We start from the raw sequence: 25,410 nt of genomic DNA on the forward strand, positions 1-25,410 counted from the left end.
CCAGACCGTGCCGGAGGTCTGGCTGGGAGACGATCAGAAGTAATATTTAAAACGGAGGCGGCCACCGTAGCGGGCGTCGGTGTCGCCGTTACCCTCTTTCGGGTGAGCATCGATCCACGAGGCATAGGCTCCGAGATAAACATTGAAGTTTTTCATTTTCATTACGTCAGGGAACAGATACGACGCGTGAAGCGTATGGATATCGTAATCGCCCGGATGGGTGATCCAGCAGTCGCCATCGCAGTCGTCATTCAGCCCGGCAGCGCTGAATCTGTCGATCTCGTTATGGGCGTAGATATAGCCCAGCTCAATGTTCTTCCACAGACCATTCACCCCGGCGGTGAAATCAGTTTCGTCGCTGGCATCCATGTACGCGGTGTTGAGGTTGACCACCACGCCGTTATCCGGGTCGGTTTTTTGCCCGTTCCAGTTCATCGTCAGGCCATAACCGGTGCGATCGGACTGATCGATCCAGTGGCCTTCTGCATCCCGATAACCGTAAGCGTTGTTCACCAGGTTGCTCTCCATAGCCAGCGCCGTGGTGAAGCGCCCCTCTGACCAGGCGATAACCGGGCGCACGTAGGCCACGTTTTTATCGTTATCCAGGTCCATGCCATGGTACTGCTTATCGACAAACAGCGAGCTGCCGTTTTCCAGCAGGGTGTTGACCTCAAAATACCAATTACCGAGGTTTTTACTCAGCAGGAAGTTACCGCCGCTGTCGCTGCGCCCGCGCCCCTCTTTCATCATGTAGATGTAGCCATAACCGTCACTGTAGAGATCGTTCGCCGTGTTGCCGGAGTATTCGATAAAGGTGTCCTGGTTGAGGGGAAACATGTCGTAGGCTTCGAAACGCCCGACTTTGATTTTCCAGTCGTTCTCCTGGCCGAAGAAGAAAACCGCGTCATCCAGATTCATCTTGCCGGTAAGATCCGCCAGCGGCTGCGCCGAGAAACCGGCAAACTGGCCGTTGTCCATTCGCCGATAGCCGTCAAACCCCAGCAGGAGACGGCCATTGATATCCCAGCGCTCGTTGTTTGATGGGGCCCAGTCCTTATTGGCGCTGGTGCGCATGGATGTCAGGCTGCCGCTGCGGCTGGCGGCGTCCATATTGAACTCCACATCGCCATAGAAGCGCAGATCGCCATAGCCTGACAGGGTTAACGTCGGCGCTGGCGACGTCGGGGGTTCAGCTGAGACCACATTCACCGCCGGAGTCTGTTGCGCCTGCGCTAAGCGCGCAATCTGGGCTTCGGCTTTTGCCAGACTGGCTTCCAGCCGGGCGATTTTCGCCTCCATGCTGTCCGTTTGGGTGGCCGCCAGCGTGGTCGCCGGAATAGAGGCGCTGATCAGCAGCGCAATATAATGAATACGCATAGATTCCATCCTGTGAGTTTATTGTTGATTCCACTGGTACATTAGGGCTTTGCAAATTTTCCGTTATTTAAATCCGTCACCACGGTATTCATTACCTGTTCATCGAGGCGGTAGAATTTAATTGCCAGCGCGGTCAACAGATAAAAGAGCGAGGGGATAAGGGTAAATAACCAGACAACCCCCTGCACCGCCTGAGGGGATTGCACCGCTGCGCTGGCTTGATATTCAAACCCGGCCAGAACCCAGCCCAGAATAGCGCCGCCGACAGCCACGCCTAATTTAATGACAAAAATATTGGCCGCGACATTCATGCCGGTAATTCGCCGCTGGGTTTTCCACTCGCCGTAATTATTGGCGTCGGTGATCATCGACCACTGCAGCGCGCCGTTTCCGCCCTGCACCGTCTGGATAAGAAAATGGGCCACCAGCGGAATTAGCCAGTATTGCACCGGCAACCAGAAGCAGACGATGCCCAGTCCGGCGTTGAGCAGGTTTATCCAGAATGAAAGTTTGATTTTGCAGAACCGGGAACCCAGCGGCTGCGCCAGCGCCGAGCCCAGCATTGAGGCGATCATTCCGCCCAGCATAAACAGCGAGATGATAGTGGAGCCCTGACGCAGCACGGTATTGACGTAATAGACCACCGCGCCGCCGCGGATCACCACCGCCACCAGCATCATAAAGTTGTAGATCGACAGAATGCGCCACTGCTCATTGCGAAACAGAATTTTGACGTCACGGACGACATTGAGGTTTTCTTCTTTGATGGGCTGAACGCGCTCTTTGGTGGTGGCGAAACAGATGATAAACATCAGGCAGCCAATCACCCCGAAAATGGCCATCGCCATCTGAATGCCGCTCGCGCGATCCTGAGGATAGAGATAATCCGCCAGCGGCAGAATGCAGGCGGTGCCCAGGGCGCCGCCCAATGGGGTGATGGCAAAACGCCAGGATTGCAAAGAGAGGTTTTCCCGCGGATCGGAAGTAAGTGCCGCGCCCAGCGAGCAGTAAGGAATATTGATGGCGGTATACATCAGGGTCATAAAGATATAGGCCGCCACGGCATAGACCACTTTACCGCTGTCAGAAAAGGATGGGATGGTATAGACCAGTACGCAGCTGACCGCGAACGGGGCGCAGATCGCCAGCAGCCACGGACGAAAGCGTCCCCAGCGTGAGGAGGTGGCATCTGCAATCGCCCCCATTATCGGGTCGGTGATGGCATCCAGCAGCCTGACCAGTAAAAACATTGTGCCCATCACTGCGGGCGGCAGCCCGTAGATATCTGTATAGAAATAGGCGAGGATCGCCACTGAGGAGTCAAAGACGATATGGCTGGCCGCATCGCCGAGGCTGTAGCCTATTTTTTCTTTTACCGTTAATTTTTCCGTTGCCGACATTTCAGGTCTCTCCCTGTATTTTTCAGTCCTTTCGTTGTAGCTGCCGACATAATTTCCATATCCCTTCCAGAGCAATCTATTATGTTTTCTCGCTAAGAAGTTATGATTTTCCCTTTATGTGATCTGCGTGATTAGTGGTTATTTATGCGATAAATAAATCGCGCCACTACTATATTTATGACGGTGATTCAGGGGGCTAAATACGCAACGGTAAATAGTCTGGTTTTGTGCAAAGTGTTACCTCCGACACGCGAAGTGACAAATATTCGTCTAAGGTTTTCAGGTGATTGATGGTAGCGGTCGCGCTGCCCAGAGAACCCAGGAGAACAACCATGATGAGACCTCAGCAGCAAACAGCATTGCGGCTGGCGATTGGCGGCATCCTGCTTGGGATAACTGCCTTTAGCTATGCGGAAGAACCGTCCGGCGCCCGGAAACAAGCCCCCGATATTCTGTTTGGCCCGCTGTTTAACGATGTGCAAACCGCCAAACTCTTCCCGGATCAAAAAACCTTCGCCGATGCGGTACCGAAAAACGATCCCCAGACGATCCTTGCCGACTACCACATGCAGCGGAAACAGTCCGGCTTTGACCTGCGCCACTTTGTAGAGGTGAACTTCACCCTGCCGACCGAGAAGGAAAAATATGTGCCGCCTGCCGGGCAGAGCCTGCGGGCGCACATTGATGGTCTGTGGCCGGTGCTGACGCGCACTACCTCCAGCGCCGGAAAGTGGGATTCCCTGCTGCCGCTGCCGAAGCCTTACGTAGTGCCGGGCGGACGTTTTCGCGAGATCTACTACTGGGACAGCTACTTCACCATGCTGGGGCTGGCCGAGAGCGGCCACTGGGACAAGGTCGCCAGTATGGTGGACAACTTCGCGTACGAACTGGACAGCTGGGGTCATATCCCTAACGGTAACCGCAGCTACTATCTGAGCCGCTCCCAGCCGCCCTTCTTTGCCCTGATGGTGGAGCTGCTGGCGACGCACGATAAAGAGGCGCTGAAAAAATACCGTCCACAGATGGAAAAAGAGTACGCCTACTGGATGGAGGGGGTAGATGCCCTTCAGCCGGGCCAGGCCAGCCAGCGGGTGGTGAAGCTCGACGATGGCGCCGTGCTTAACCGTTACTGGGACGATCGCGATACGCCGCGCCCGGAATCGTGGCTGGATGATATCAACACCGCGAAAAAATACCCCAGCCGTCCGGCAACCGAGATCTACCGGGATCTGCGCTCCGCCGCCGCCTCCGGCTGGGACTTCAGCTCACGCTGGATGGACGATCCGCAGCAGCTGGGAACGATCCGCACCACCAGTATCGTGCCGGTGGATCTGAACGCCCTGATGTTCAAGATGGAGAAACTGCTGGCGAAGGCCAGCCAGGAGGGCGGTGACAGCGCCGCAGCCAGCCGTTACGAGGGCCTGGCCTCCGATCGTCAGAAAGCGATGGAGCGCTATCTGTGGAACGAGAAAGAGGGCTGGTACGCCGATTACGATTTGAAAACCAAACAGGTCCGTAATCAGCTGACCGCCGCGGCGCTCTTCCCGCTCTACGTCAAGGCCGCCTCGCAGGAACGCGCGGACAAAACCGCCTCTGCTGCCGAAGCCCAGTTGCTGAAAGCGGGGGGCATTTCGACCACCACCGTTAACAGCGGCCAACAGTGGGATGCCCCTAACGGCTGGGCGCCGTTGCAGTGGGTCGCCACCGAAGGATTGCAGAATTACGGGCAGGATAAAGTGGCGATGGATGTGACGTGGCGCTTCCTCACCAACGTGCAGCACACCTACGATCGCGAGCAGAAGCTGGTAGAGAAATATGATGTTTCCACCACCGGCACTGGCGGCGGCGGCGGTGAATATCCGCTGCAGGATGGCTTCGGCTGGACTAACGGCGTGACGCTGAAAATGTTGGATCTGGTCTGTCCGCAGGCGAACCCGTGCGACAAAGTGCCCGCCACGCGACCCGCGGCCAATGAGGGTTCGGTAACTACCACCCCATCGACTACCGGCGCACAACCTGCGGCGAATGGCACATCCACCACCGGCGACCAGCCAGCGGCGACAAGCACCCCGTCGACAACTAACCCGTCAACGACCACCACAACGCCACCGGCTACCACCGACCAGCCAGCGGCTAACGATGAAACAGAAACGCAGAAAAGTGTCGGACAGCAGTAACCTCCAGGCCGGGTAAGGCGTATCCGCCACCCGGCATGCCGTCCAGGCTCTGCCCATAAAAAAACGGCTCTTAACAAGAGCCGTTTTATCGGTTTCAGGCGCGTCGTACCATCCTGTAGATAAGCAGTACCAGAATGGCACCCACCACAGCCACCAGAAAACTTTGCAGGTTAAATCCGGATACACTGCCACCGATGCCAAACATCGTCGCCAGCCAGCCGCCGACAACCGCACCGATGATCCCAAGGATACAGGTCACGATAAAGCCGCCGCCATCACGTCCCGGCATGATGAACTTTGCGATAACGCCAGCAATCAGACCAAATACAATCCAGGCGATGATACCCATAGTGTTGCCCTCTTGGAGAGTTAAGCTTGCGCAGGACACCCCCAGCGCAGGTAATAGTAAGTATAGGCAATCGCCGGAAAACCAGTTTTACTACACCGACTTAATTGCGGCTCAGGCGAAAAAAATAATTGCCGGTTTGTATTAAGTTCCGCGGCCCGCTGCCGATAACGCATCCACAGACTGTCATCTAACGAGGAGCCCCGGGGCGTGAGTAATTACAGTGAGCAGTTCCTGAAAACTAATCCGCTGGCTGTATTGGGTGTAGTACGCGATCTGCAAAAAAATGACGTTCCCGTACGTATCAGCTGGGGGAACAACCAGTTCATCAGCAAAATCCTGGATGCTACCCCGGAACGACTGATCATGGATTTGGGCAGTCAGGAGTTTGAAAACCGCTCGGTGTTACGTGCGGAGAATATCACCGTGGCCGCCGATACCCAGGGGGCCAAAGTCGAGTTCGACCTGCCGAAGGTGGAACAGGGTGACTACCAGGCGCTGCCTGCTTTTATCTCGCCGCTGCCGACCTCCGTATGGTGCATTCAGCGCCGGGAGTACTTCCGCATCAATGCCCCGCTGCATCCGGCCTACTTCTGCAAAGCCCGAATGCCTGATAAGAGCATCATTCGTTTCCGCCTGCACGATCTGTCGCTGGGCGGCATGGGCGCGCTGATGGATACCGCGAAACCCGAAGGCCTGGTCGAGGGAATGCGTTTTTCGCAGATCGAGCTGGATATGGGGGGCTGGGGCCGCTTCTTTTTCGATGCGCAGCTGATTACCGTCAGCGAACGTAAAGTGGTGGACAGCAAAAACGAGACCATCACCACGCCGCGTCTGAGTTTCCGGTTTCTTAACGTCGGGCCGGGTCCTGAGCGAGAACTGCAGAAAATCATCTACTCGCTGGAGCGTGAAGCGCGGGAACGTGCCAATAAAGTGCGTTAATCGCCACCGGGCAGCGCGTGGCTGCCCGGCAACAGATTACATAGCGTCCATCGCTTTCTGCACTTTCCAGATATAGCGTGGGGCCTGCGGGGCGGGATGGTTATTGACGACATGATCAAAGAACTCGTCTTTATCCATGTCATTGATTTCGGCGATCGCCTTTTTACGATCCGACGAGAAGGTACGCAACAGCGCGCCCGCGCCGTTCACGTAGGAGACCACCAGCGCATACTGCATCACTTCCGGGTCCTCAATACCGTTCAGGATCCCGTGCTCCAGAATGCTCAGGTAGGCGGTACCCATAGAGATATTGCGTTCCGGGTTCTTCAGCTCGCTGGTGGAGGGTTGCCCGCTCCAGCCCATGTGCCGGTAGACCTCACGCCCGGCGGTGGAGGCTTTCAGCTGCATCAGACCCACCGCGTTTGATTTACTCACCAGGTTCGGGTTCCCACCCGACTCCACCGCAATGATGGCGGTGATCAGCCGTGGGCTGACTCCCCACGCCTTACCGGCTTTTTCACTGATCGGCATCCACTGCATCGCCCGTTTAACCGGGACTTCCGGGTTCCATTCCGGCTTCTGGTAATCCTGCTTTGAACTACAGCCTGCAAGTAGCACAATCAAAAAAGCAAACCATCTTAATTTCACGTCATCTGTCCTTATGGTCATTCATCGCTGTTACCCTATCCTCCGCTTGATGAAGGACGCGCTCAGGCGGCATGATATATACATTCAGCTTTATAAGTCAGCAAGGAAATGCCATGTCTCAGTTTCATCTCATTGCACCATCAGGGTACTGCATTAATCAGGAGGCGGCGCAGCGGGGCGTGGCGCGATTACTGGACGAGGGTCACCAGGTACAAAATCAGACGATTATACCCCGCCGCCAGCAGCGATTTGCTGGTACCGAGGCGGAGCGGCTGAATGATATCAACGCCCTCGCCCGTCTGCCGGGCGCCGACCAGATAGTGCTGCCGGTGCGCGGTGGATACGGCGCCAGCCGCCTGCTGGAACAGATTGACTGGGAGGGCCTGGCGAAACGCCAGCAGCAGGATCCCTTGCTGATCTGCGGCCACAGTGATTTCACCGTGATCCAGCTCGGCCTGCTGGCGCTGCACAACGTCATCACCTTCAGCGGCCCGATGCTGGCGGGCAATTTTGGCGCCCCGGAGCTGAACGCCTTCACGGTAGACCATTTCTGGCGGGCGCTCAGCAACAGTACCTACTTCGTTGAGTGGCCGGGGGATGGCCCGTCGTGCGTGTGCGAAGGCCAGCTGTGGGGCGGCAATCTGGCGATGGTCGTGTCACTTATCGGCACCCGCTGGCTGCCCGCCATTGAGAACGGCATCCTGGTGCTGGAGGATATTAATGAGCATCCGTTCCGCGTAGAACGGATGCTGCTCCAGCTGCATCACGCGGGTATTCTCAACCGTCAGCAGGCGATTGTGCTCGGCAGCTTCAGCGGCGCGACCCCTAACGATTACGATGCCGGATACGATCTGGCAACCATGGTCGATTACCTGCGTTCCCGGATATCGGTGCCGGTTATCAGCGGACTCGACTTCGGCCACGAGCAACGGACCGTTACCCTGCCGCTCGGTGCGCAGGCAACGCTGGTTCACACCCCCGGCAACAGTCGTTTAACCCTGAGCGGGCATCCGGTGCTCCGGGCATAAAAAAAGCCCCTTAAGCGGCGGATTAACGCCCTGTAAGGGGCGTTAATATGATAGGGTTTTACTACTAGTCATCGCGTCAGGCAGGGAGTACGCACACATTGGATGCCGCAGCAATAATCAGTCTTTTTATCCTGGGTTCAGTTCTTGTAACCTGTAGTATTTTATTGAGTTCGTTTTCTTCGCGTCTCGGCATCCCCATTCTGGTTATTTTCCTCGCCATCGGCATGCTGGCGGGGGTTGATGGCATCGGGGGCATCCCCTTCGACAACTACCCGTTTGCGTACATGATCAGTAACCTCGCCCTGGCGGTGATCCTGCTGGATGGCGGGATGCGCACCCAGGCCAGTTCGTTTCGCGTGGCGCTGGGCCCGGCCCTGTCGCTGGCAACGGTCGGGGTGCTAATCACCTCCGGCCTCACCGGGATGATGGCGGCGTGGCTGTTCCACCTTGACCTGATGGAAGGGTTACTGATTGGCGCGATTGTCGGCTCTACCGATGCCGCGGCGGTCTTCTCCCTGCTGGGTGGCAAAGGGCTGAACGAACGTGTCGGCTCGACGCTGGAGATTGAATCCGGCAGTAACGATCCGATGGCGGTGTTTCTCACCATCACCCTGATTGAGATGATCCAGCAGCATGAAACCGGCCTGAGCTGGATGTTCGCCTGGCACATCATTCAACAGTTTGGTCTGGGTATCCTCTTTGGCCTTGGCGGCGGCTATCTGCTGCAACAGATGATCAACCGCATCTCGCTCCCGGGCGGGCTCTATCCGCTGCTGGCGCTGAGCGGCGGGATTTTGATTTTCGCCCTTACCACGGCGCTGGACGGCAGCGGCATTCTGGCGGTCTATCTCTGCGGTTTCCTGCTCGGCAACCGTCCAATCCGCAACCGCTTTGGCATTCTGCAAAACTTCGATGGCCTGGCCTGGCTGGCGCAGATTGGCATGTTCCTGGTGCTGGGGCTGCTGGTGACGCCGTCGGATCTGCTACCGATTGCCGTTCCGGCGCTGATGCTGTCACTGTGGATGATCTTCTTTGCCCGTCCGCTGTCGGTCTTCGCCGGACTGCTGCCTTTCAGAGGCTTTAACCTGCGCGAGCGGGTGTTTATCAGCTGGGTGGGACTGCGCGGTGCGGTGCCGATCATCCTCGCAGTGTTCCCGATGATGGCTGGGCTCGATAATTCCCGTCTCTTCTTCAACGTGGCGTTCTTCGTGGTGCTGGTGTCGCTGCTGTTCCAGGGCACGTCGCTGTCGTGGGCGGCGAAAAAAGCGAAGGTGGTGATCCCACCGGTGGGCTGGCCGGTCTCCCGCGTGGGGCTGGATCTTCACCCTGAAAACCCCTGGGAGCAGTTTGTGTACCAGCTCAGCGCCGATAAGTGGTGCGTGGGCGCCTCGCTGCGCGACCTCCATATGCCCGCCGAGACGCGCATTGCCGCCCTCTTCCGCGATAATGCCCTGCTGCATCCGACCGGCAGCACCCGGCTGCGCGAGGGAGATATTCTCTGTGTGATTGGTCGCGAGCATGACCTTCCTGCCCTTGGCAAGCTCTTCAGCCAGTCGCCGCCGGTGGCACTGGATCAGCGCTTCTTCGGGGACTTTATTCTGGAAGCCAGCGCCAAATTTGCCGACGTGGCGATGATTTACGGTCTGGATGTCGGGCTGGAGTATCGCGATAACCAGCAGACCCTGGGCGAGATCGTGCAGAAGCAGCTCGGTGCCGCGCCGGTCGTGGGTGACCAGGTGGAGTTTGCCGGGATGATCTGGACGGTGGCGGAGAAAGAGGATAACGCGGTGCTGAGGGTGGGCGTGCGCGTGGCGGAGGATGCCGAAGAGTAGGCCGGTTTGCCGGGTGGCGGCTACGCCTTACCCGGCCTACGGGTTTTGTAGGCCCGGCAAGCGTCGCGCCGCCGGGCGATGTTACACAACGACGATCGGTACTCGTGGCGCTAACGCCGTTAACAGCTCATACCCGACGGTGCCCGCGGCGGCGGCGACATCGTCCACTTTCACCTCGTTGCCCCACAGCTCAACCGGCGTACCGATCCCCGCATGCGGGCACGGCGTCAGGTCAATCGCCAGCATATCCATCGACACCGTGCCGACCGTGCCGGTGCGCACGCCGTCCACCCATACCGGGGTACCGGAAGGGGCAACGCGCGGATAGCCGTCGGCATAACCCCCGGCGACGATGCCGATCCGCTGTTCGCCCGACGCACGATAGCGGCTGCCGTAACCCACGGTATCCCCCGCTTTCAGGGTCTGGACGCCAATGATCTCACTGCGCAGGGTCATCACCGGCTTCAGGCCGCTGTTGGCGATATCCTGCCACTGACCCGACGGCGAGGCGCCGTAGAGGATGATCCCCGGACGCACCCAGTCAAAATGCGCCTCCGGATGCCAGAGCGTTGCCGCCGAGTTGGAAAGCGAACGCGGACAGGCCAGACCTTCTGCTGCCTGCTCGATGCGCTTCATCGGTTCGACAATGCCCTCCGTCTTTTCCGCATCGGCAAAATGGGCCATCAGGGTCATTTCGCCGACGTTCTTCAGCGCCCGCAGCTGTTGCCAGACGCTGTGCACGCGCTCCGGCTGGAAACCGAGCCGGTTCATACCGCTGTTCATTTTCAGGTAGATATCGAGCGGGGCATGCAGCTTCGCATTCTGTAGCGCCTTGACCTGCCAGTTGCTGTGCACGCTGGTAGTCAGGCGGTACTTATCAAACAGCGGCAGTTCATCGCTGTGGAAGAAACCTTCGAGCATCAGAATCGGCCCTTTCCAGCCGCGCTCGCGCAGCAGGATCGCCTCTTCAAGGTTGAGCAGCGCAAAACCATCCGTGGCGCTTAACGCGCTCCAGATGCGGTCCAGACCGTGGCCGTAAGCATTGGCTTTGACCACGGTCCAGACGCGTGAAGCGGGCGCAGCGCGACGGACAATTTGCAGATTATCCTTCAGGGCCTGCAGATCCATCTGAGCCAGAACAGGACGGGACATGACGACTCCTTGTTAGTTATGCGCGCCGTGTAAATGTTGTGGACGTGACGGCGTGAATCCCGGACGGTAGCGCGCAACGCTTAAATCATCAAACGGAATAGCGGGTGTGCGCCCGGAGATCAAATCACTGAGTAGCTGCCCTGAACCGCAGGCCATTGTCCAGCCCAGCGTACCGTGTCCGGTGTTTAGCCACAGGTTTTTAAACGGTGTCCGCCCGACCACCGGGGTACCGTCCGGGGTCATTGGACGCAGCCCGGTCCAGAAGGTCGCCTGTTCGATAAAGCCGCCGCGGGGGAAGAGATCGCCAACGACCATCTCCAGCGTTTCCCGACGCGGTTTCAGCAGCTCAGTGTTAAAGCCGACGATTTCCGCCATTCCTCCCACGCGGATCCGGTTGTCAAAACGGGTGATCGCGATTTTGTAGGTTTCATCAAGGATAGTTGAAACCGGGGCACCGCTCTCCTCTTTGACCGGAATAGTGAGCGAATAACCTTTCAGCGGGTAGACCGGAATGTCCACAATCCCTTTCAGCATGGCGGTAGAGTAAGAGCCAAAAGCCATCACGTAAGCGTCGGCCTTCACCACCTCGTCGCCACACAGCACGCCATAGATGTTATCCCCTTCGTAGAGAAGTTTATCGACACCGGTGTTGTAGCGGAATTTGACGCCGGCCTGCTCGGCCATCTGCGCCAGATTCTGGGTAAAGAGCTGGCAGTCGCCGGTCTCGTCATTGGGCAGACGCAGACCGCCGGTCAGCTTATGCGCGACCTCCGCCAGGGCCGGTTCCACCTGCGCCAGCTGGCTCGCTTCCAGCAGCTGATACGGGACGCCCGCATCCTTGAGTACAGCGATATCACGGGTGGCGTTTTCGTACTGCTGGGCGGTGCGGAACAGCTGCAGGGTGCCTCCCTGACGGCCTTCATACTGGATACCGGTGGCGGCACGCAGCGCTTTCAGGCAGTCGCGGCTGTACTCCGCCAGACGCACCATCCGTCCTTTGTTTTCCATGTAGTGCGAAGTGTCGCAGTTGCGCAGCATCTGCCACATCCACTTCAGCTGGAACTGAGTGCCGTCGAGACTGATCGCCAGCGGCGCATGGCGCTGGAACATCCACTTAATCGCCTTCAGCGGTACGCCCGGTGCCGCCCACGGCGCCGCGTAGCCCGGAGAGATTTGTCCGGCGTTCGCCGCGCTGGTCTCCAGTGCCGGACCCGGTTCCCGATCGATGACGGTTACATCATGCCCGGTCTGACTTAAATACCAGGCGCTGGTCACACCAACGACGCCACTTCCCAGTATGACAACACGCATAGCCACTCCATTTATAAGCAAAAGAACAATCTTCTGGTTACATATTGATAACCCAGATGAAAATATTATTCAACATAGGCATTTTTTATGGTGACTTACCTCACACCTTCCCCCTATGACGGGGCTGTGGCGTATTTGGCATCTCATGCTGCGCGGCATTTTTAACCAGCAGATTATGCTGTTACCCACCCCCTTTTCGTCATGCCCGCGACGGGAAATCGCAAAGAAAAAAATAGCGCACCAGCACGCTTTTGAATGGCGTGTTCTATGCTTGAAAAGAGGTTCTCCAGACAGAGAGAGCTACCAACAACGAGGGCGCGCTAATGGCTACTATTGATTCCATGAATAAGGACACCACTCGTCTGAGCGATGGACCCGACTGGACATTCGAGCTGCTGGACACCTATCTGGCGGAAATTGACCGGGTGGCAAAACTCTACCGTCTGGACGCCTATCCCCATCAAATCGAAGTGATCACCTCCGAACAGATGATGGACGCTTACTCCAGCGTCGGGATGCCCATTAACTATACCCACTGGTCGTTTGGTAAAAAATTCATTGAGACCGAACGGCTCTACAAGCACGGTCAGCAGGGGCTGGCCTATGAGATCGTCATTAACTCAAACCCCTGTATCGCCTACCTGATGGAAGAGAACACCATCACCATGCAGGCGCTGGTAATGGCGCACGCCTGCTACGGGCACAACTCGTTTTTCAAAAATAACTACCTGTTCCGCAGCTGGACCGACGCCAGCTCGATTGTCGATTACCTGATCTTCGCCCGAAACTACATTACCGAATGTGAAGAGCGCTACGGGGTGGAAGAGGTCGAGAAGCTGCTGGACTCCTGCCATGCGCTGATGAACTACGGCGTGGATCGCTACAAACGTCCGCAGAAGATCTCCTTGCAGGAGGAGAAAGCCCGGCAGAAAAGCCGTGAAGAGTATCTGCAAAGCCAGGTGAATACCCTGTGGCGTACCCTGCCGAAACGGGAAGAGGAGAAAGCGGTTCCCGAAGCACGCCGTTATCCCTCTGAGCCGCAGGAGAACCTGCTCTACTTTATGGAGAAGAACGCCCCGCTGCTGGAGCCGTGGCAGCGTGAGATCCTGCGCATCGTGCGCAAGGTGAGTCAGTACTTCTACCCGCAAAAGCAGACCCAGGTGATGAACGAGGGCTGGGCCACCTTCTGGCACTACACTATCCTCAATCACCTCTATGACGAAGGCAAAGTGACCGAACGCTTTATGCTGGAGTTCCTGCACAGCCACACCAACGTGGTGTTCCAGCCGCCTTACAACAGCCCGTGGTACAGCGGTATTAACCCCTATGCGCTGGGCTTTGCCATGTTCCAAGATATCAAGCGTATCTGCCAGAACCCGACGGACGAGGATAAATACTGGTTCCCGGATATCGCCGGTTCCGACTGGCTGGAGACGCTCCATTTTGCGATGCGCGACTTTAAAGATGAGAGCTTTATCAGCCAGTTCCTGTCGCCGAAGGTGATGCGTGATTTCCGCCTGTTTACGGTTCTGGATGACGATCACAACAACTATCTGGAAATTTCGGCTATCCACAATGAAGAGGGATACCGTGAGATCCGCTCCCGTCTCTCGGCCCAGTACAACTTAAGCAATCTGGAGCCGAATATTCAGGTCTGGAATGTGGATCTGCGCGGGGATCGCTCCCTGACGCTGCGCTATATCCCGCATAACCGCGCGCCGCTGGATAAAGGACGTAAAGAGGTGCTGAAGCACGTACATCGTCTGTGGGGCTTTGACATTCTGCTTGAACAGCAGAACGAAGATGGCAGCGTGGAGTTGCTGGAGCGCTGCCCACCTAAGGGTAATATCCTTTAGGCCGGTATCGCCTGTTTGCCGGGTGGCGTTCGCTTATCCGGCAAACATATATTGCGGATTTTGTAGGCCGGGTAAGGCTTAGCCGCCACCCGGCAAAAAAACCTCTCAGATGAGAGGTTTTTTATTTTATCGGCCGTGGATGGAGAGATCGCCCGGCAGGGTCTTCTGCATCCGGTGCCAGATCTCGCCGCTGTCGCGACCGTAGCGACGCACGATGTCATACACCTGATCGTGCTGGCCTTCGGCACAGAGTTCGCTCAGCTTGTGATAGAAGCCCAGCGCGAGGCTGCGGGCTTCCGGATTGGCGAAGTAGTGACGACCGATGCGGGTATAGAGCCCTTTCATGCCGTTGAGGATCAGGCCGTAAATTGGGTTGCCGGAGGCAAACGCCAGCCCGCGGAAGACGTTGTAATCCAGCAGCGCAAAGGCGTCGGCGTGATCTTCCACCGCCGTAGCGCGGGCGAGCACCTCCTGCGCCTTATCCGGATGCTGGCGAAACGCCGTGCGGATAAAGATGGTAGCGATGTTGGTGCGCACGGAGAGCAGATTGTCGATCAGCTGCGGCACGCTCTCGTGATCGAGGCGCGCAAGCGTTTCAAGGATATTCAGACCCGACGTTTCCCAGAAGTTATTCACTTTGGTCGGTTTGCCGTGTTGGATCGTCAGCCAGCCGTCGCGTGCCAGTCGCTGCAACACTTCACGTAAGGTGGTACGTGTGACGCCAATCAGTTCAGAGAGTTCGCGTTCTGCGGGAAGAATCGAGCCTGGGGGGAAACGGTTGTTCCAGATGCTTTCGATAATATACTCTTCCGCGAAACCCGCCGGGCTTTGCGCCTTTATTACCATAGTGAGTTTTCCATTCCACTGCTTTTTACAAAATTCACTCATCATACCAGAGGCAGACAGAGGCAGATAGCGCAGCGAGGCGAGAAAAAAGGGATCGCCGTTTTATTTTTATCATTTAAAAAAACGCGGCCTGCGCTCCTTCCCCGGCGCCATTTGCGTATACTTAGTGCGTAATTATGTGACGGGCAAGGAAATCTGTTGTGAAAATGTCGTATCGTCGCGCCCTTTGGCGCAATTTTTTAGGCCAGTCTCCCGACTGGTACAAACTGGCTCTGGTTATCTTCCTGGTAATTAACCCGCTTATCTTTATGGTGAGTCCTTTTGCCGCAGGCTGGTTGCTGGTGGCAGAGTTCATCTTTACCCTGGCCATGGCGCTGAAGTGTTACCCCCTGCTGCCGGGCGGCCTGCTGGCCTTCGAGGCGGTAGCAATAGGGATGACCAGTGCGGAACACGTGAGAGAAGAGCTGGCGTCCAACCTGGAAGTGCTCCTGCTGCTGATGTTTATGGTGGCCGGGATCTATTTTATGAAGCAGCTGCTGCTGTTCATTTTTACCCGCCTGCTGTTGAGCATCCCCTCAAAAAGACTGCTGTCGCTGGCCTTCTGTCTGGCGGCCGCTTTTTTATCGGCCTTCCTCGATGCATTGACCGTGGTGGCAGTGGTGATCAGCGTCGCCGTCGGCTTTTACGGGATTTATCACCGGGTGGCCTCTTCCCAGCCGGCATCGGGCATGCAGGATGACAGTCAGGTTGATGCCCACCAGCGCGACGTGCTGGAGCAGTTTCGCGCCTTTCTGCGCAGCCTGATGATGCATGCTGGCGTGGGGACTGCGCTGGGCGGCGTCATGACCATGGTCGGCGAGCCGCAGAACCTGATTATCGCCAAAGCCGCGGACTGGAATTTTATCGAGTTTTTCCTGCGCGTTGCTCCCGTCAGCGTGCCGGTGCTGGTGTGCGGCCTGCTCACCTGCTGGCTGGTGGAGAAGTTCAGGTGGTTTGGTTACGGCACCCTGCTGCCGAATCAGGTGCGCGACGTGCTGCAACGCTTCGACGAAGAGAGCCGCAGCCAGCGTACCCGTCAGCAGCGGCTGGCGCTGATTTCCCAGGGCATCATTGGCGTCTGGCTGATTATCGCCCTGGCGTTTCATCTGGCGGAGGTGGGACTGATTGGTCTGTCGGTCATTATCCTGGCGACCACCTTCTCCGGCGTGACGGATGAACATGCCATCGGTAAAGCCTTTACCGAAGCGCTGCCGTTTACTGCGCTGCTGGCGGTCTTTTTCGCGGTAGTGGCGGTGATCGTCGATCAGCACCTGTTTGGGCCGATCATTAACTTCGTGCTGCAGGCGGCGCCCGATGCCCAGCTGTCGCTGTTTTATCTGTTTAACGGCCTGCTGTCGGCCATCTCCGATAACGTCTTTGTCGGTTCGGTCTATATCAACGAAGCGAAAGCGGCGATGGAGAGTGGTATCATCGACCGGGAGCAGTTTGAACTGCTGGCGGTGGCGATCAATACCGGCACCAACCTGCCTTCCGTGGCCACGCCAAACGGTCAGGCGGCCTTCCTGTTCTTACTGACCTCCACCCTCGCCCCACTTATCCGCCTCTCTTATGGCCGGATGGTATGGATGGCGCTGCCTTATAGCCTGGTGTTAACCGCTGTGGGTTTGCTGTGCGTCAAAATTACCCTCATTCCTTTTACCCAATGGATGCTGCAGGCAGGTATACTGGCGACGCATTAAATGAGTCAGCCGGGCGGTCATTGCCCGGCTGCACTTGTGCATGATAAGTATTCGATTACGTTATATTTTACGCGCTGAAGCTGGCGCGTAGATTGATTTCGTTTACACTGCGCTTTCTATACCTGCTCCAGGGAAATGATTATGTTGAAATTTTTGAACCAGTGCTCGCGCGGTCGCGGGGCGTGGTTGTTGTTGGCCCTGACCGCCTTCGTGTTAGAAATGGTGGCATTGTGGTTCCAGCACGTAATGCTGCTGAAGCCATGCGTACTCTGTATCTATGAACGCTGCGCGCTGTTTGGCGTCATGGGCGCGGGTCTGGTGGGCGCCATCGCCCCAAAAAGCCCGCTGCGCTATGGTGCCATTGCCATCTGGCTTTACAGTGCCGGTAAAGGCCTGCAACTGGCCTGGGAGCACACCATGATCCAGCTGCACCCGTCGCCGTTCCAGACCTGTGACTTTGCCGCCAGCTTCCCGAGCTGGTTGCCGCTGGACAAGTGGCTGCCGCAGGTCTTTGTGGCTACCGGTGACTGCGCCGTGCGTCAGTGGGAATTCCTGACCCTGGAGATGCCGCAGTGGCTGGTGGGCATTTTTGCCGCCTACCTGATCGTGGCGCTGCTGGTGCTGATTGCCCAGCCGTTTAAAGCGAAAAAACGCGATCTGTTTGGTCGTTGATGCCCGGCGGCGCTTCGCTTGCACGGGCCTACGGGTAAGCGCAGCGTCACCCGGCAAAAAAGCCGCACATTAAAAAACCCGCCTTGGCGGGTTTTTTATTATCAGCGGTTGGGATGATTCAGAATATGGTCTTCCCAGTCGCGCACCTCGGACTCTTTCACCGCGATATGACGCACGGAGATCCGCTCGCCGTGCATCGCCGCTTTTGAGCCGGTCAGCAGCGGGTGCCACGCCGGCAGATCTTTCCCTTCCGCCAGCAGGCGGTAGGCGCAGGTCGGGGGCAGCCATTCGAAGGTCGGCAGGTTATCCCGGGTCAGCTTGATGCAGTCCGGCTCCAGCTCGAAACGCCGCTCGTAGTTGCGGCACTGGCAGGTTTTGATATTCAGCTGATTACAGGCGACATTGGTGAAATAGATTTCGTCCGAGTCTTCATCCATCAGCTTATGCAGGCAGCACTGCCCGCAACCATCGCAAAGCGATTCCCACTCGGCGTCGGTCATGTTGTCGAGAGTTTTGCTTTGCCAGAAAGGGATTTCGCTCATAAGGATGTCCACACGTCAAAATAAAGCGCACCTTATAACCAGTCTGGCACCTCGATGCAAGTTTTGCCGCCCGAAAAGCGCGGCAAGCGAGGATTACAGTACGCGTGTTTTCAGTGACAGGCCGTTGACAGATAGGTCCACCTCATCGCCACTGTGCAGCGGCCCCACCCCTTCCGGGGTGCCGGTGAGGATCACATCGCCCGGTTTCAGGGTGAAGTAACGGCTCATATAGGCAATCAGCGGCACAATCTTATGGATCATGTCAGAGGTAGAGCCCTGCTGACGCACTTCGCCGTTAATTTTCAGGCTCAGGGTCGTATTCTGCGGATCGTCCTGGAACTCCGCCGCCGGTACAAACCCGGAGATGGGGCAGGAATTATCAAAACCTTTGGCTTTCTCCCACGGCTGGCCCGCTTTTTTCATTTTGCCCTGCACCTCGCGCAGGGTGAGATCCAGCGCCACACCATAACCGGCAATCGCCTTCTGCACATGATCTTCAGAGGCCTGGCGCAGCGTGGCGCCAATCAGCACCGCCAGCTCCACTTCGTGGTGCACCGACCCCAGCCCCTGCGGGATCACCAGCGGCTGGCGGATATCGCAGAGTGCGGTTTCGGGTTTAATAAACAGCACCGGCTCGTCCGGAACTGCACTGCCCATTTCCTGAATATGCTTTGCGTAATTACTGCCCACACAGACGACTTTACTGACCGGATAATCCAGCAAGGCGCCTTGCCAGTTATGATGCTGATACATAATGAGCCCCTAAAGGTTAATGTAACGCTGACAGATTAATCTCAAACTATTTTTTCCCCAGCGCCTCAAGATGCTGTTTGAGTAAATTCTCTTGCGGCGGAGGGAGTTGTAAATAATAGCCCTGTTCGGCTAACGCGCTTTTTACTTTTTCCAGATCGGCGTTCTTCAGCTGCTTACGCCCGTCAAGCGGCATGAGCATCACCAGTTGCGGCTTACCGAAGCTCTTCATCAGCGCCTCAGGCACACGGGAAAAATCGTCCTTTTTTTCGACATAAAGATAGGTCTGGTCGCGCTGGGTACTTCTGTAGATCACACAAAACATATATTTACTCAGAATTAACGGGGAGGGTGACTTGCCTCAATATAATTGTGACTATAACATGCCTGATACTCTTCGGAATATCACGACGCACACGCCGTGGTAAAAAGCAAATTGAGTAAGGCCAGGATGTCAAACACGCCAATCGAGCTTAAAGGCAGTAGCTTCACCTTATCAGTGGTTCATTTGCATGAAGCAAAACCCGAGGTTATTCGTCAGGCGTTAGAAGACAAAATCGCCCAGGCGCCCGCATTTCTGAAACATGCGCCCGTCGTCATTAACGTCAGCGATCTTGAAGCGCCGATTAACTGGCAGCAGCTGCAACAGGCGGTCTTAGCTACTGGGCTGCGGATTGTCGGCATCAGCGGCTGTAAAGATCCTGAACTGAAAGCCGAAATCGACGAGGCGGGTCTTCCGCTGCTCACCGAAGGTAAAGATAAAGCCCCGCGCGCAGAGCCCCCTGCCCCGCCTGAACTTCCTGTTACACCCGCCACAAAAACGCGTTTGATCGACCTGCCGGTACGTTCCGGGCAGCGTATTTATGCGCCAAATTGTGACCTTATTGTAACAAACCACGTCAGCGCAGGAGCGGAGCTTATTGCCGATGGCAATATTCATATCTATGGCTCAATGCGAGGCCGGGCGCTGGCAGGCGCCAGTGGCGATCGCGATGCGCAAATTTTTTGTACCCACCTGGAGGCGGAGCTGGTCTCCATCGCAGGTGTTTACTGGCTGAGCGATAACATCCCGGCCGAATTTTCTGGCAAAGCAGCGCGTTTGCGTCTGGCAGACAACGCTTTGACCGTTCAACCGTTGAATTGATCCCTTTTTAACAAGGAATTTCTATGGCACGCATTATTGTTGTTACTTCGGGTAAAGGAGGCGTTGGCAAGACCACCTCCAGCGCGGCCATCGCTACTGGTTTGGCCCAGAAGGGAAAGAAAACTGTCGTTATCGACTTTGATATCGGCCTGCGTAACCTTGACCTGATTATGGGTTGTGAACGCCGCGTGGTTTACGACTTTGTAAACGTGATTCAGGGTGATGCCACGCTGAATCAGGCAATGATTAAAGATAAGCGTACCGATAATCTCTATATTCTTCCCGCTTCCCAGACGCGCGACAAAGACGCGCTGACCCGTGAAGGCGTGGAAAAAGTGCTCGATGAGCTGAACAAGATGGACTTCGATTTCGTGATCTGCGATTCACCTGCGGGCATCGAAACCGGTGCGCTGATGGCGCTCTACTTCGCCGATGAAGCGATCATCACCACCAACCCGGAAGTCTCATCCGTGCGCGACTCGGACCGTATTTTAGGTATCCTTGCCTCAAAATCCCGTCGAGCGGAAAATGGTCAGGAACCGATCAAAGAGCACCTGCTGCTGACCCGCTATAATCCGGGTCGTGTCAGCAAAGGTGATATGCTGAGTATGGAAGACGTGCTGGAGATCCTGCGCATCAAACTGGTTGGCGTTATCCCGGAAGATCAATCCGTGCTGCGCGCCTCTAACCAGGGTGAACCGGTTATCCTCGACGCCAACGCAGACGCGGGTAAAGCGTATGCGGACACTGTGGATCGTCTGCTCGGAGAAGAACGTCCTTTCCGCTTCATTGAAGAAGAGAAGAAAGGTTTCCTCAAACGCCTGTTCGGAGGATAAGTTATGGCATTACTGGACTTTTTTCTCTCGCGGAAAAAAAACACCGCCAACATCGCTAAAGAACGACTTCAGATCATCGTGGCGGAACGCCGCCGCAGCGACGCTGAACCGCACTACCTGCCGCAGCTGCGCAAAGACATCCTGGAAGTGATCTGCAAATACGTGCAGATCGACCCGGAAATGGTCACCGTGCAGCTGGAGCAAAAAGACGGAGATATCTCGATTCTGGAGCTCAACGTCACCCTGCCGGAAGCGGAAGAGTCGCGTTCATAAACGTGCGTATTGCCGGGCGGCACGTCGTTTGCCCGGCCTACGGTTTGTCGTTTTGTAGCCCCGGCAAGCGCAGCGCCGCCGGGGGTTACAGATCGCGCTTACTGCGGATACGCTTCCAGTAACGCATTCAGGCGATCGGCCATCAATTCCCCGCGCCATCCGGCAATCAGTTCCGGCGTGCCGTTTTGCGGTTTCAGCTTCCAGTGCGCGTTCAGCAGCTGGTTGATCTGACGGCGTGAGGCCAGCAGCTCGGCGCTGACTTTGCTCTCTGACGCCACCTCCTGCACCAGGGCCTTGATCGCCTTAAATGCTTTGCGATACCCTGGCATATCCATCAGATTCAGCAGCGGCTCCGGCAGCGCCTCATCCGGCAGTTGCTGAGCTTTCGCCACCAGCGCCAGCAGCGTTTTCCCGTGGAAACGGATCTCCGAACCCGAAAGCCCGATACTGTCCAGCTCGCCCATGCTGCCCGGCATGTACCGCGCCACGGCCCAGAGATGCTCCTCACGCACCACAAAATTCACCGCCAGGTCACGCTCACGCGCCTTACGCAGACGCCAGTCGGCCAGCAGTTGCAGACAGGCCAGCTGACGAGTGCGCAGCTGCCAGGCGTTGGTGATGTCGCGCCACGCCTCTTTCGGGTCGGCGATCTCCTGACGACGCTGCTGCGTCATCTGGCACTCATTCAGCGCCGCAGCCAGCCAGCCGGAGGCTTCGGCCTCTTTCATCAATTGACTGGCGATGGGCAGCAGGTAGAACACATCCGCCGCCGCGTAGTCGAGCTGACGTTCGGTCAGCGGACGCGCCAGCCAGTCGGTGCGGGATTCGCTCTTGTCGATGACAAGGCCGGTATACTCTTCCACCATGGCAGCAAAGCCCCATGATAGTGGACGACCCGCAAACGCGGCGAGGATCTGGGTATCAATCAGCGGCTGCGGCATGATGCCGAAGGTGTTGAGGAAAACTTCCAGATCTTCACTGCCGGCATGCAGATATTTGGTGATGGCGGTGTCCAGCAGCAACTCACGCATCGGCGTCCAGTCGGTGATCCCCAGCGGATCGATAAGCGATACCCGTTTGCCGTCATACAGTTGGATGAGACCCAGCTGCGGGTAGTAAGTGCGGGTACGAACAAACTCGGTGTCCAGCGCGATGGCGGATGCATCGCGGGTGAGATCGCACAGCGAAGCCAGTTCGTCGTTGGTGGTGATCATCTGGTAATTCAAATCATTTTCTCTATGGTTTGCGCCCATAAAAAAACGCTGGCCAGGCCAGCGTTTCTGGGTGACTAACACGAAGCTCAGCCTTTATTGTCTACTTTGGCGCGCGCTTCGTCACGTAATTCTCGTCGTAATATCTTCCCGACGTTCGATTTTGGCAGTTCGTCGCGAAACTCCACCAGCTTCGGCACTTTGTAGCCGGTAAGATGGCGACGGCAGAAGGTGATCAGCGCGTCTTCGCTCAGGGCAGGATCTTTTTTCACCACAAAGATTTTTACCGTTTCGCCGCTGCTGCCTGCCGGTACCCCTACTGCGGCCACTTCCAGTACGCCGTTGTGCTGCATCACCACCTCTTCGATCTCGTTGGGATAGACGTTGAACCCGGAGACCAGGATCATATCTTTCTTACGATCGACGATGCGCAGGAAACCTTCGTCATCCATCACCGCGATGTCGCCGGTGTGCAGCCAGCCATCCTTGATAATTTCGTCGGTAGCGTCCGGGCGTTGCCAGTAACCCAGCATCACCTGCGGCCCTCTTACGCACAGCTCGCCAGGCTCGCCATGCGGCACTTCGTTATCGTCGTCATCCACCAGTTTAGCTTCGGTGGAGGGCACCGGCAGGCCAATGCTGCCGCTGTGATAGTCGATATCGTGCGGGTTTACGCTCACCAGCGGGGCGCACTCGGTCAGGCCATAGCCTTCAAGCAGGTACTGCCCGGTGAGCTTGACCCAGCGCTCGGCCACCGCCTGCTGCACCGGCATCCCGCCGCCCGCTGACAGATGCAGGGTGGAGAAATCGAGCTGCTGGAACTCTTTATTATTGAGCAGCGCGTTAAACAGGGTGTTTACCCCGGTCATGGCGGTAAACGGATATTTCGCCAGCTCTTTCACCAGTCCCGGAATATCACGCGGGTTGGTGATGAGCACGTTCTGCCCGCCGAGTTCGATAAACAGCAGACAGTTCATGGTCAGGGCAAAAATGTGATACAGCGGCAGCGCAGTAATGACCAGCTCTTTGCCGCGATGCAGCAGCGGCCCGTAGGTGGCATTGACCTGTTCGAGGTTCGCCAGCATGTTGCGGTGGGTAAGCATCGCCCCTTTCGCCACGCCGGTTGTGCCGCCGGTATATTGCAGGAAGGCCAGATCCTGCGAGACGATCTCAGGCTTAACGTACTGCATCCGGTAGCCGGTGTGCAGCGCCTGGCGAAAAGAGATGGCATCCGGCAGGTGATATTTCGGCACCAGACGTTTGACATATTTGACGACGAAGTTAACCAGCGTCCCTTTGGCGGTGGAGAGCTGGTCGCCCATCCGCGTCAGGATGACGTGTTTGACCTGGGTCTTATCAACCACTTTTTCCAGCGTGTGGGCGAAGTTGGAGACAATCACAATCGCCGCGGCACCGCTGTCATTCAACTGATGTTCCAGCTCACGCGGAGTATAGAGCGGGTTGACGTTAACCACGATCATCCCGGCGCGCAGAATGCCGAACAGCGCCACCGGATACTGCAGCAGGTTGGGCATCATCAGCGCCACGCGATCGCCCTTCTGCAGGCCTAAGCCCTGTTGCAGATAGGCGGCAAAGGCCCGGCTGCGCTCTTCCAGTTTACGGAAGGTCATCACCTCGCCCATGTTCACAAACGCAGGCTGATCGGCGTAACGCGTTACGGAGTTTTCAAACAGTTCAACCAGGGATTGATAACGGTCAGGATTTATCTCTGCGGGAACATCCGCAGGATATCGGTTAAGCCAAACCTTCTTCACTACATCACCTCTGAAATGCGTGTTCGTCGTCATCACAACCCCGGTTAATAAACAAGTCGTTAACATAATATTAACTCAGCGTACCAGTTTATTTATTGTCCGGATTTAAGGTTGCGAAGCGCGTCACTATTTATTTTTCTTATTACCGTGGAAAAAACAAAACAGCGGACGGGCCGCTGTTTCTTAATTAAGAATAACAGTGACTTACTCTGTTACTATCGTTCGGACCTGAGCCGGACCGGGACCATAGCCTGGCCATCCGCCGTAGCCGTAACCATAGCCATAACGCCATGGATGCGGTCCCCAGTACCAGGGGTCGGGTGGCGGCATCATCACCTGCTGCTGCACCCGCCAGCGTTTATAGCCGTTGGCCTGCATGGTCATGAATTTATAAGGCGTGTTGCCGACTTTACCCTGCTCTGCGCCGGTGATCGGTCCCACTACGGTGATCAGTTGCCCCCGGAAATCCACCGGGTCGAGGAAGCCGTTAACATCGGCATAGATACGGCCTCGTGAGGCTTCACCCAGCACCGGACGCGCGCCGCTGTCGAGGGGAACGGTGGCAATCTCCAGACGGGTTTTCCCCTGCTGGTTGAGCACCTCCACGACTTTACCGCCGAAACGCGCTTCCTGACCCACGTAGAGTTCCGGGGCGTTCATCACCCGGACCAGATCCTGCTGCGGCGTGGGGCTGCTGCCCTGGATGGCATCAGGCACGGAGATACATCCCGTTAACGCCAGGGCCAGCGCCCCGACGGTCAGCAGACGAACGACATATTTTTGAACCGCCATGATGCGACTCCTTTTTCTCAGGCTCTTATACTGAGATTCACTCCCGGCCCGGAAGTTTCTTCCACGCTACGGTGTTTCGCAAATAAACCGGCTCGGCTTTCTCCACCGCCACGGTTTGCCCTGCCTCCAGCATCTGACAAGCGATGGGCAGCATATCTTCTGCGGCAGGTAACAGGACAGTGCCGTCCACCAGGGTCAGACCGCTCTCCTTTGCCATGTCAGGCCAGGCTGGCCAGCCGGTCCCGACGGTCGCCCACTCACCGGAAAGCTGCTTCATGCGCTCACCTGCCGCTTCCGGCGTGAGCACCGCTTCGCTCTCTTCCCCGTGCCAGACGCCTTGCTCGTCACGGGTGTACTCCGCCCAGTAGACTTCGCCCATTCGGGCATCAATAGCCGCCAGCACGCGGGTCGCACCGGTACGGCGCCACGCCCCCTGCGCCATGGTCGCCAGGGTCGAGATGCCAATCATCGGCAGTTCAGCGCCCAACGCCAGCCCCTGGGCAATGCCGATACCGATGCGAACGCCGGTAAAGCTGCCCGGACCACGGCCATAGGCCAGCGCATCGAGGTCGGTAAGAGAGGTATTGCCCTCGGTGAGGATCATCTTCACCAGAGGCAGGATACGTTGGGTGTGTTCCCGGGGGCACTCTTCGAAATGAGCAAAGGGAGTACCGTCATTCCACAGGGCAACGGAGCAGGCCTCCGTGGCGGTATCGATAGCCAGAATTCGCATGTATTGTCGCGCTCTCGCAGTGGTCAGT

General features: G+C 56.9%; 23 protein-coding genes and 2 pseudogenes. 10 read left to right on the plus strand and 15 right to left on the minus strand.

All coding sequences use genetic code 11. The features are described from left to right. Positions 1-33: 33 nt before the first annotated feature. Positions 34-1,377 (minus strand): carbohydrate porin, encoded by a 1,344-nt coding sequence (locus tag ACOKCT_RS17165; RefSeq protein WP_336997114.1) that lies wholly within the window; start codon positions 1,375-1,377, stop codon positions 34-36. A 41-nt stretch (positions 1,378-1,418) separates the two neighbouring features. Beyond that, positions 1,419-2,777 carry a glycoside-pentoside-hexuronide (GPH):cation symporter gene (locus ACOKCT_RS17170; protein WP_156654695.1) on the minus strand — a complete coding sequence of 453 codons (1,359 nt, stop codon included), beginning with the start codon at positions 2,775-2,777 and terminating at the stop codon, positions 1,419-1,421. Between the two features lie 332 nt (positions 2,778-3,109). Between ACOKCT_RS17170 and ACOKCT_RS17175 the strand changes: the two genes are divergently transcribed. Next, positions 3,110-4,954, plus strand: coding sequence for an alpha,alpha-trehalase (locus ACOKCT_RS17175; protein WP_214422117.1), 1,845 nt, complete (start codon positions 3,110-3,112; stop codon positions 4,952-4,954). A gap of 94 nt (positions 4,955-5,048) precedes the next feature. On the opposite strand, the gene ACOKCT_RS17180 is transcribed toward ACOKCT_RS17175, so the two are convergent. Beyond that, positions 5,049-5,303 carry a GlsB/YeaQ/YmgE family stress response membrane protein gene (locus ACOKCT_RS17180; RefSeq protein ID WP_103179996.1) on the minus strand — a complete coding sequence of 85 codons (255 nt, stop codon included), beginning with the start codon at positions 5,301-5,303 and terminating at the stop codon, positions 5,049-5,051. A gap of 207 nt (positions 5,304-5,510) precedes the next feature. Between ACOKCT_RS17180 and ycgR the strand changes: the two genes are divergently transcribed. Further along, positions 5,511-6,242, plus strand: coding sequence for a flagellar brake protein YcgR (gene ycgR, locus ACOKCT_RS17185; RefSeq protein WP_103179997.1), 732 nt, complete (start codon positions 5,511-5,513; stop codon positions 6,240-6,242). A gap of 36 nt (positions 6,243-6,278) precedes the next feature. On the opposite strand, the gene emtA is transcribed toward ycgR, so the two are convergent. Beyond that, on the minus strand, positions 6,279-6,890 hold the full coding sequence (gene emtA / locus ACOKCT_RS17190) for a membrane-bound lytic murein transglycosylase EmtA (protein ID WP_420193701.1): 612 nt from the start codon (positions 6,888-6,890) through the stop codon (positions 6,279-6,281). Positions 6,891-7,003: 113 nt separating this feature from the next. On the opposite strand from emtA, the gene ldcA reads away from it, so the two are divergent. Together ldcA and ACOKCT_RS17200 are read left to right on the plus strand one after the other, a co-directional pair. Next, positions 7,004-7,918, plus strand: coding sequence for a muramoyltetrapeptide carboxypeptidase (gene ldcA / locus ACOKCT_RS17195; RefSeq protein WP_159339502.1), 915 nt, complete (start codon positions 7,004-7,006; stop codon positions 7,916-7,918). 98 nt (positions 7,919-8,016) lie between these two features. Continuing rightward, positions 8,017-9,684 (plus strand): annotated as a pseudogene (locus ACOKCT_RS17200) (potassium/proton antiporter); the annotation flags it as partial. Here the strand turns inward: ACOKCT_RS17200 and ACOKCT_RS17205 are convergent. From ACOKCT_RS17205 to ACOKCT_RS17215, 3 genes and pseudogenes are all read right to left on the minus strand, one after another. Further along, positions 9,682-9,738: pseudogene (locus tag ACOKCT_RS17205) on the minus strand (hypothetical protein); the annotation flags it as partial. The pseudogenes ACOKCT_RS17200 and ACOKCT_RS17205 overlap by 3 nt on opposite strands. Positions 9,739-9,831: 93 nt before the next feature. Next, positions 9,832-10,902, minus strand: a complete 1,071-nt coding sequence (gene dadX, locus ACOKCT_RS17210; RefSeq protein ID WP_103180001.1) for a catabolic alanine racemase DadX — start codon at positions 10,900-10,902, stop codon at positions 9,832-9,834. Between the two features lie 12 nt (positions 10,903-10,914). Further along, positions 10,915-12,213 (minus strand): D-amino acid dehydrogenase, encoded by a 1,299-nt coding sequence (locus ACOKCT_RS17215; protein WP_420193702.1) that lies wholly within the window; start codon positions 12,211-12,213, stop codon positions 10,915-10,917. A gap of 323 nt (positions 12,214-12,536) precedes the next feature. On the opposite strand from ACOKCT_RS17215, the gene ACOKCT_RS17220 reads away from it, so the two are divergent. Next, positions 12,537-14,069: a SpoVR family protein gene (locus ACOKCT_RS17220; RefSeq protein ID WP_103180003.1), complete on the plus strand. Its 1,533-nt coding sequence runs from the start codon at positions 12,537-12,539 to the stop codon at positions 14,067-14,069. A gap of 126 nt (positions 14,070-14,195) precedes the next feature. Here ACOKCT_RS17220 and fadR read toward each other — a convergent pair whose 3' ends face one another. Then, the gene (gene fadR, locus ACOKCT_RS17225; protein ID WP_103180004.1) at positions 14,196-14,915 is read right to left on the minus strand and encodes a fatty acid metabolism transcriptional regulator FadR; all 720 of its coding nucleotides are present in this window, start codon (positions 14,913-14,915) and stop codon (positions 14,196-14,198) included. A gap of 200 nt (positions 14,916-15,115) precedes the next feature. Between fadR and nhaB the strand changes: the two genes are divergently transcribed. Both nhaB and dsbB read left to right on the plus strand, forming a co-directional pair. After that, the gene (nhaB, locus tag ACOKCT_RS17230) at positions 15,116-16,654 is read left to right on the plus strand and encodes a sodium/proton antiporter NhaB (RefSeq protein ID WP_103180005.1); all 1,539 of its coding nucleotides are present in this window, start codon (positions 15,116-15,118) and stop codon (positions 16,652-16,654) included. A 141-nt stretch (positions 16,655-16,795) separates the two neighbouring features. After that, entirely contained in the window at positions 16,796-17,326 is a 531-nt protein-coding gene (gene dsbB, locus ACOKCT_RS17235) for a disulfide bond formation protein DsbB (RefSeq protein WP_103180006.1), read from the plus strand. Between the two features lie 101 nt (positions 17,327-17,427). Here dsbB and ACOKCT_RS17240 read toward each other — a convergent pair whose 3' ends face one another. The 3 genes from ACOKCT_RS17240 to ACOKCT_RS17250 form a co-directional block, all read right to left on the minus strand. Next, positions 17,428-17,868, minus strand: coding sequence for a YcgN family cysteine cluster protein (locus ACOKCT_RS17240; RefSeq protein ID WP_103180007.1), 441 nt, complete (start codon positions 17,866-17,868; stop codon positions 17,428-17,430). 93 nt (positions 17,869-17,961) lie between these two features. Next, positions 17,962-18,621 (minus strand): fumarylacetoacetate hydrolase family protein, encoded by a 660-nt coding sequence (locus ACOKCT_RS17245; protein WP_420193703.1) that lies wholly within the window; start codon positions 18,619-18,621, stop codon positions 17,962-17,964. A gap of 46 nt (positions 18,622-18,667) precedes the next feature. Next, on the minus strand, positions 18,668-18,943 hold the full coding sequence (locus ACOKCT_RS17250) for a YcgL domain-containing protein (RefSeq protein WP_103180009.1): 276 nt from the start codon (positions 18,941-18,943) through the stop codon (positions 18,668-18,670). A 126-nt stretch (positions 18,944-19,069) separates the two neighbouring features. On the opposite strand from ACOKCT_RS17250, the gene minC reads away from it, so the two are divergent. Genes minC through minE form a run of 3 tightly spaced genes read left to right on the plus strand, consistent with a single transcriptional unit; the run spans position 19,070 to position 20,871 of the window. Continuing rightward, entirely contained in the window at positions 19,070-19,762 is a 693-nt protein-coding gene (minC, locus tag ACOKCT_RS17255) for a septum site-determining protein MinC (RefSeq protein WP_103180010.1), read from the plus strand. A 23-nt stretch (positions 19,763-19,785) separates the two neighbouring features. Then, positions 19,786-20,598, plus strand: coding sequence for a septum site-determining protein MinD (minD, locus tag ACOKCT_RS17260; protein ID WP_103180011.1), 813 nt, complete (start codon positions 19,786-19,788; stop codon positions 20,596-20,598). 3 nt (positions 20,599-20,601) lie between these two features. Beyond that, the gene (gene minE / locus ACOKCT_RS17265) at positions 20,602-20,871 is read left to right on the plus strand and encodes a cell division topological specificity factor MinE (protein WP_103180012.1); all 270 of its coding nucleotides are present in this window, start codon (positions 20,602-20,604) and stop codon (positions 20,869-20,871) included. 98 nt (positions 20,872-20,969) lie between these two features. Here minE and rnd read toward each other — a convergent pair whose 3' ends face one another. From rnd to tsaB, 4 genes are all read right to left on the minus strand, one after another. After that, complete coding sequence (gene rnd / locus ACOKCT_RS17270; RefSeq protein ID WP_420193737.1) at positions 20,970-22,097, minus strand: ribonuclease D; 1,128 nt, start codon at positions 22,095-22,097, stop codon at positions 20,970-20,972. A 74-nt stretch (positions 22,098-22,171) separates the two neighbouring features. Beyond that, positions 22,172-23,857 carry a long-chain-fatty-acid--CoA ligase FadD gene (gene fadD, locus ACOKCT_RS17275; protein ID WP_139156349.1) on the minus strand — a complete coding sequence of 562 codons (1,686 nt, stop codon included), beginning with the start codon at positions 23,855-23,857 and terminating at the stop codon, positions 22,172-22,174. A 204-nt stretch (positions 23,858-24,061) separates the two neighbouring features. Next, complete coding sequence (locus ACOKCT_RS17280; protein ID WP_156654701.1) at positions 24,062-24,649, minus strand: Slp family lipoprotein; 588 nt, start codon at positions 24,647-24,649, stop codon at positions 24,062-24,064. 37 nt (positions 24,650-24,686) lie between these two features. After that, positions 24,687-25,382 (minus strand): tRNA (adenosine(37)-N6)-threonylcarbamoyltransferase complex dimerization subunit type 1 TsaB, encoded by a 696-nt coding sequence (gene tsaB, locus ACOKCT_RS17285; protein WP_156654702.1) that lies wholly within the window; start codon positions 25,380-25,382, stop codon positions 24,687-24,689. Positions 25,383-25,410 lie beyond the last annotated feature (28 nt).

The sequence above is a fragment of the Leclercia sp. M-A074-M genome, from assembly GCF_965195605.1.
In the GTDB taxonomy this organism is placed as follows: domain Bacteria; phylum Pseudomonadota; class Gammaproteobacteria; order Enterobacterales; family Enterobacteriaceae; genus Enterobacter.

Bases quoted from the DNA above. Each gene is read 5' to 3' on its own strand.
- ACOKCT_RS17165 (WP_336997114.1), bottom strand. From the start codon at position 1,377: ATGCGTATTCATTATATTGCGCTGCTGATCAGCGCCTCTATTCCGGCG.
- ACOKCT_RS17170 (WP_156654695.1), bottom strand. From the start codon at position 2,777: ATGTCGGCAACGGAAAAATTAACGGTAAAAGAAAAAATAGGCTACAGC.
- ACOKCT_RS17175 (WP_214422117.1), top strand. From the start codon at position 3,110: ATGATGAGACCTCAGCAGCAAACAGCATTGCGGCTGGCGATTGGCGGC.
- ACOKCT_RS17180 (WP_103179996.1), bottom strand. From the start codon at position 5,303: ATGGGTATCATCGCCTGGATTGTATTTGGTCTGATTGCTGGCGTTATC.
- ldcA (WP_159339502.1), top strand. From the start codon at position 7,004: ATGTCTCAGTTTCATCTCATTGCACCATCAGGGTACTGCATTAATCAG.
- dadX (WP_103180001.1), bottom strand. From the start codon at position 10,902: ATGTCCCGTCCTGTTCTGGCTCAGATGGATCTGCAGGCCCTGAAGGAT.
- ACOKCT_RS17215 (WP_420193702.1), bottom strand. From the start codon at position 12,213: ATGCGTGTTGTCATACTGGGAAGTGGCGTCGTTGGTGTGACCAGCGCC.
- ACOKCT_RS17220 (WP_103180003.1), top strand. From the start codon at position 12,537: ATGGCTACTATTGATTCCATGAATAAGGACACCACTCGTCTGAGCGAT.
- fadR (WP_103180004.1), bottom strand. From the start codon at position 14,915: ATGGTAATAAAGGCGCAAAGCCCGGCGGGTTTCGCGGAAGAGTATATT.
- dsbB (WP_103180006.1), top strand. From the start codon at position 16,796: ATGTTGAAATTTTTGAACCAGTGCTCGCGCGGTCGCGGGGCGTGGTTG.
- ACOKCT_RS17240 (WP_103180007.1), bottom strand. From the start codon at position 17,868: ATGAGCGAAATCCCTTTCTGGCAAAGCAAAACTCTCGACAACATGACC.
- ACOKCT_RS17245 (WP_420193703.1), bottom strand. From the start codon at position 18,621: ATGTATCAGCATCATAACTGGCAAGGCGCCTTGCTGGATTATCCGGTC.
- ACOKCT_RS17250 (WP_103180009.1), bottom strand. From the start codon at position 18,943: ATGTTTTGTGTGATCTACAGAAGTACCCAGCGCGACCAGACCTATCTT.
- minC (WP_103180010.1), top strand. From the start codon at position 19,070: ATGTCAAACACGCCAATCGAGCTTAAAGGCAGTAGCTTCACCTTATCA.
- minD (WP_103180011.1), top strand. From the start codon at position 19,786: ATGGCACGCATTATTGTTGTTACTTCGGGTAAAGGAGGCGTTGGCAAG.
- minE (WP_103180012.1), top strand. From the start codon at position 20,602: ATGGCATTACTGGACTTTTTTCTCTCGCGGAAAAAAAACACCGCCAAC.
- ACOKCT_RS17280 (WP_156654701.1), bottom strand. From the start codon at position 24,649: ATGGCGGTTCAAAAATATGTCGTTCGTCTGCTGACCGTCGGGGCGCTG.
- tsaB (WP_156654702.1), bottom strand. From the start codon at position 25,382: ATGCGAATTCTGGCTATCGATACCGCCACGGAGGCCTGCTCCGTTGCC.